Source organism: Micromonospora sp., from assembly GCF_048594385.1.
Taxonomy (GTDB): Bacteria; Actinomycetota; Actinomycetes; order Mycobacteriales; family Micromonosporaceae; genus Micromonospora; species Micromonospora wenchangensis.
On the sequence record NZ_JBMDWU010000179.1, the window covers coordinates 1 to 4,970 of the forward strand.

Genomic DNA, 4,970 nt, shown 5'->3' on the forward strand with positions numbered 1-4,970 from the left:
GCCGACGGCGGTGGGCGGCGGTTGCGCGGCTACTCCGGGCCGGGGCCGGACCCGCGGGACCCGCAGCCGTTGGGCGCGGTGCTGGAACGGCTGATGAAGGCGCGGGGCTGGCAGCAACCGGCGGCCGAGGCGACCGTCTTCGGTGCCTGGGAGAAGGTCGTCGGGGCGGAGATCGCCCAGCACAGCCGCCCGGTCAAGCTGGAGGACGGCGAGCTGACCGTGGAGGCCCGCTCGACCGCGTGGGCCACCCAGTTGCGGCTGCTCGCCGGATCGCTGTTGAAGCGGATCGCCGGGGAGGTCGGCCACAACGTGGTGCGCAAGCTGCACATCCACGGGCCGGCGGCGCCGTCCTGGTCGCGGGGGCCGCGTCGGGTGCGTGGTCGGGGACCGCGCGACACCTACGGCTGAGGTTCACCGTTCGGCGCGGCGGGCCTCCCGCTCGGCGCGTTTGCGTTCCCGCTGCTCTCGGCTCCACTGCTTGCGTCGTTCCAGGTCCTCTTTCCAGGCGTCGCGGGCCTGCCGGGAGCCGCCCTGCACCGCGCCGGCCACCTCCGGCGGGCCGGCCAGGTTCTTGAACGCCCAGGCCAGGAGCCGGCCACCCTCGCCCGGGGCCTTAGCCGCCGGCTTGTCCTCGCTCATCGGCAACCGAACCTTCCTCGACGCTTGGTGTACAAACAATTGGTACACCAAGCGTTGGTAGCATCGCAACGGCGACGAGGAGGAACACACGTGGACGGGCAACCCGACGGGGATCCGCTGGCGTTGGAGGAGCAGGTCTGCTTCGCGCTCTCCGTCGCCGCCCGCGGCGTCGTCGCGGTCTACCGGCCGCTGCTGGAACCGATGGGGCTGACCCACCCGCAGTACCTGGTCATGCTGGCGCTCTGGCAGTACGCGCCGCTGTCGGTACGCGAGCTGAGCCGGCTGCTGCAACTCGACCCGGGCACCCTGTCGCCCCTGCTCAAGCGGCTGGAGGCGGCCGGCTACCTACGCCGGGAGCGGGACCCCGCCGACGAACGCAGCCTCGCCGTGTCGCTCACCGGGAGCGGCCGGGCGCTGCGGGCACAGGCCGAGCAGATCCCCCCGGCGGTCGTCGCACGGCTCGGGCTGCCGCTGGCCGAGCTACGCGACCTGCACGGGGCGTTGACCCGGGTGATCGCCGCCGCCAACGGCGCGGTGCCGGCCGGGCCGGCGACGCCCGACAGCCCCTAGAACCGGGCCCCGATCAGGGCTGCGGGCCCGGACGACGGCCGGGCTCGGCGTCGGCGTAGATCGCGAAGCCCCGGTCGGCACAGCGCCGGTAGAAGGCGGCCAGCACTCCCAGCTCGGCGCAGGTGAAGTCCCACTGCGGCGGGTCGCCGTTCTCGTCGCGCAGCCGGTCGAGCCGACTGCCCAGCCAGCGCAACTGCTGCTCGGCCAGGCGGCCGTCACCGAGCAGCGCGCGGAGCACGTCGCTGACCGACTCGAAGGTCACCGTCTCCCCGTGCGGCCGGTGCTGGGCGACGAACTTCTCCACCCCGTCGGCGATCCAGGCGCAGCCGTCCGGGTCGATCACCGGATCTTCGTCCTCGGCGGCGGCATCAGTGGCGTAGAGCACATTTTCCAGGCCGAGGATCAGGTCGACCAGCTCGGTGTACGCGGTCGCCCGGACCGTGCCGGTCTTGGCGATGTGCTCGGCGAGCGCGGCGGTCGGCGCGGAGATGCGCGGAACGTCGACGATCTCGCCGAAGTCGACGAACTCGGCCGGCGCGACCGGGTCGTAGAAGCGGCCGGTCCGCGGCCAGTGCACCGCGACATTGTCCAGCCCCATCTGGTGTCACCTCTCGAGAGCACGTGTCGGATCGATCGGGTCCATCGTCCGGTTACGGGCGGAAAAGATCAAGACGAGCGACTTCGTCGCGCGCCGCAAAGCTACGGTACGACCACCGCCCGACGCGACCCCGCGCCACCCGGCGGGCCGGACTATCCGGTGGCGGCGGGCACGGAAACCGGGCCGGGGCGTGTAGGGGGAGTCGCGGACAGCGAGATTCGGCCCGCTACGAGGGTCTGAGCCGCCTTCAAGGGGTGCCGAGTGGCGGTTATGTCGTGTGCGCACAGTAAGATTGACGCTGAGACGACGACCTGACGCGGTGCGACGGACGGGGGCCCTCACCGGCCCTTGATCAACGTCCCGGGTCGGGTCTGGCCGATCGCGATCCGCGGGCAACCGCGGCGACCGGCGCGCACGATCCGGGACGGCCCTGCGGGGCCGTCGCCCGTGCACGCCGACGTCGCGTCCTGTCCGCCGAACCCGCGCCCCCGCGCCCTCGGCGCGGACGGTGCGAGAAAGTGGCCGAGGGTGGCAGCGCAGGACAAGCAGGATTACGGCGCAGAGTCGATCACCGTCCTCGAGGGTCTGGAGGCGGTCCGCAAGCGACCCGGCATGTACATCGGGTCGACCGGCGAGCGTGGCCTGCACCACCTGGTGTGGGAGGTCGTGGACAACGCGGTGGACGAGGCGCTCGCCGGCTACTGCGACACCATCGACGTGGTGCTGCTCGCCGATGGCGGGGTCCGGGTCACCGACAACGGCCGTGGCTTCCCGGTCGACCTGCACCCGAAGCTCAAGAAGCCGGGCGTCGAGGTCGCGCTGACCGTGCTGCACGCGGGCGGCAAGTTCGACGGCAAGGCGTACGCGGTCTCCGGCGGTCTGCACGGCGTCGGCGTCTCCGTGGTGAACGCCCTCTCCACCCGGATGGCCGTCGAGATCCACAAGTCCGGCCACGTGTGGCGGCAGAAGTACCACAACTCCAAGCCGGAGCCGCTCGACAAGGGCGAGACCACCGACCGCACCGGCTCGGCGGTCTCCTTCTGGCCCGACCCGGACGTCTTCGAGACGGTCGACTTCGACTTCCAGACCATCTACCGCCGCCTGCAGGAGATGGCCTTCCTCAACCGGGCCCTGTCCATCCACCTGCTCGACGAGCGGGTCGCCGAGGGCGAGGAGGGCAAGCCCCGCGAGGTCACCTTCTACTACGAGGGCGGCATCGCCGACTTCGTCCGGCACCTGAACGCCTCGAAGAACCCGATGCACAAGACGGTGGTCGAGTTCGCCGCCGAAGAAGAGGGCATGTCGGTCGAGATCGCCATGCAGTGGAACGAGTCGTACGGCGAGTCGGTCTACACCTTCGCCAACACGATCAACACGCACGAGGGCGGCACCCACGAGGAGGGTTTCCGGGCGGCGCTGACCAGCGTGGTCAACCGCTACGGCAGCGAGCGCAAGCTGCTCAAGGGCGACGAGAAGCTCTCCGGCGAGGACATCCGCGAGGGGCTGGCCGCGATCATCTCGGTCAAGCTGGCCAACCCGCAGTTCGAGGGCCAGACCAAGACCAAGCTGGGCAACACCCCGGTCAAGAGCTTCGTGCAGCGGGTCTGCAACGACCGGTTGGTCGACTGGTTCGACCGCAACCCGGCCGAGGCCAAGACCATCATCCAGAAGGCGTCCCAGGCGGCGCGGGCCCGGATCGCCGCCCAGCAGGCGCGCAAGCTGGCCCGTCGCAAGTCGCTGCTGGAGTCCGGCTCGATGCCCGGCAAGCTGGCCGACTGCCAGTCCACCGACCCGCGCGAGTCCGAGGTCTTCATCGTCGAGGGCGACTCGGCCGGCGGCTCGGCCAAGCAGGGCCGCGACCCGCGCACCCAGGCGATCCTGCCGATCCGCGGCAAGATCCTCAACGTGGAGAAGGCCCGGATCGACCGGGTGCTGAAGAACAACGAGGTCCAGGCGCTGATCACCGCGCTGGGCACCGGCATCCACGACGACTTCGACATGGAGAAGCTGCGGTACCACAAGGTGGTGCTGATGGCCGACGCCGACGTCGACGGCCAGCACATCCAGACGCTCCTGCTCACCCTGCTGTTCCGCTTCATGCGTCCGCTGGTCGAGCTGGGTCACGTCTACCTGGCCGCCCCGCCGCTCTACAAGATCAAGTGGAACAGGAAGGGCGACGACGCGCAGTACGCGTACTCCGACCGCGAGCGTGACGGCCTGATCGCCCTGCGTCAGCAGAAGAAGCCGAACGCCAAGCCGGACGACATCCAGCGGTTCAAGGGTCTCGGCGAGATGAACTATCCCGAGCTGTGGGAGACCACGATGAACCCGGCCACCCGGACGCTGCGTCAGGTCACCCTCGACGACGCCGCGACCGCCGACGAACTGTTCAGCGTGCTGATGGGTGAGGACGTCGAGGCCAGCCGCTCGTTCATCCAGCGCAACGCCAAGGACGTGCGGTTCCTCGACATCTGACGGCACGGTCGGCCGGTGCCCCACCGGCCGACCGTCGTCCACCGGGTTATCCACAGCCTGGCCGGTTTCCACAGCGTTATCCACAGCACGAACACGACTCTGAGTCTGATAAGGGTTAACAGTGACCGATACTCCCGAGTCCACCCCGAACGAGCCGGAGACCACCGAGACACCCCTCGCGGCGGTCGTCCAGCACGACCGGATCGAGCCGGTCGGGCTCGAGGTCGAGATGCAGCGCTCGTACCTCGACTACGCGATGAGCGTGATCGTCGGGCGGGCCCTGCCGGACGTACGGGACGGGCTCAAGCCGGTCCACCGCAAGATCCTCTACGCCATGTACGACTCGGGTTACCGGCCGGACCGGGGCTACGTCAAGTGCTCCCGGGTCGTCGGCGACGTGATGGGGCAGTTCCACCCGCACGGTGACTCGGCCATCTACGACGCGCTGGTCCGGATGGCCCAGCCCTGGGCACTGCGCTACCCCCTGGTCGACGGCAACGGCAACTTCGGCTCGCCGGGTAACGATCCGGCTGCGGCCATGAGATATACCGAATGCAAGCTGGACCCGCTGGCGATGGAGATGCTGCGGGACATCGACGAGGACACCGTCGATCTCCAGGACAACTACGACGGCCGGGCCAAGGAGCCCACCATCCTGCCGTCGCGCATCCCCAACCTGCTGGTCAAC

The 4,970-nt window shown here is 69.8% G+C and carries 6 protein-coding genes; 4 read left to right on the plus strand and 2 right to left on the minus strand.

The window, feature by feature from the left end; genetic code table 11:
• Positions 1-408: DUF721 domain-containing protein (locus ACOJTC_RS09590; protein ID WP_420116594.1), on the plus strand; the 408-nt coding region annotated here is incomplete at its 5' end.
• A gap of 3 nt (positions 409-411) precedes the next feature.
• Here ACOJTC_RS09590 and ACOJTC_RS09595 read toward each other — a convergent pair.
• The gene (locus tag ACOJTC_RS09595) at positions 412-639 is read right to left on the minus strand and encodes a hypothetical protein (RefSeq protein WP_145917177.1); all 228 of its coding nucleotides are present in this window, start codon (positions 637-639) and stop codon (positions 412-414) included.
• 90 nt (positions 640-729) lie between these two features.
• On the opposite strand from ACOJTC_RS09595, the gene ACOJTC_RS09600 reads away from it, so the two are divergent.
• A complete protein-coding gene (locus ACOJTC_RS09600) occupies positions 730-1,209 on the plus strand; it encodes a MarR family winged helix-turn-helix transcriptional regulator (protein ID WP_420116595.1) in 480 nt (159 codons plus the stop codon).
• Positions 1,210-1,222: 13 nt separating this feature from the next.
• On the opposite strand, the gene ACOJTC_RS09605 is transcribed toward ACOJTC_RS09600, so the two are convergent.
• Positions 1,223-1,807: a hypothetical protein gene (locus ACOJTC_RS09605; protein ID WP_204925528.1), complete on the minus strand. Its 585-nt coding sequence runs from the start codon at positions 1,805-1,807 to the stop codon at positions 1,223-1,225.
• 528 nt (positions 1,808-2,335) lie between these two features.
• Between ACOJTC_RS09605 and gyrB the strand changes: the two genes are divergently transcribed.
• Complete coding sequence (gene gyrB / locus ACOJTC_RS09610; RefSeq protein WP_420116596.1) at positions 2,336-4,282, plus strand: DNA topoisomerase (ATP-hydrolyzing) subunit B; 1,947 nt, start codon at positions 2,336-2,338, stop codon at positions 4,280-4,282.
• 121 nt (positions 4,283-4,403) lie between these two features.
• The coding region (locus ACOJTC_RS09615) for a DNA gyrase subunit A (RefSeq protein WP_420116597.1) at positions 4,404-4,970 on the plus strand (567 nt) is incomplete at its 3' end.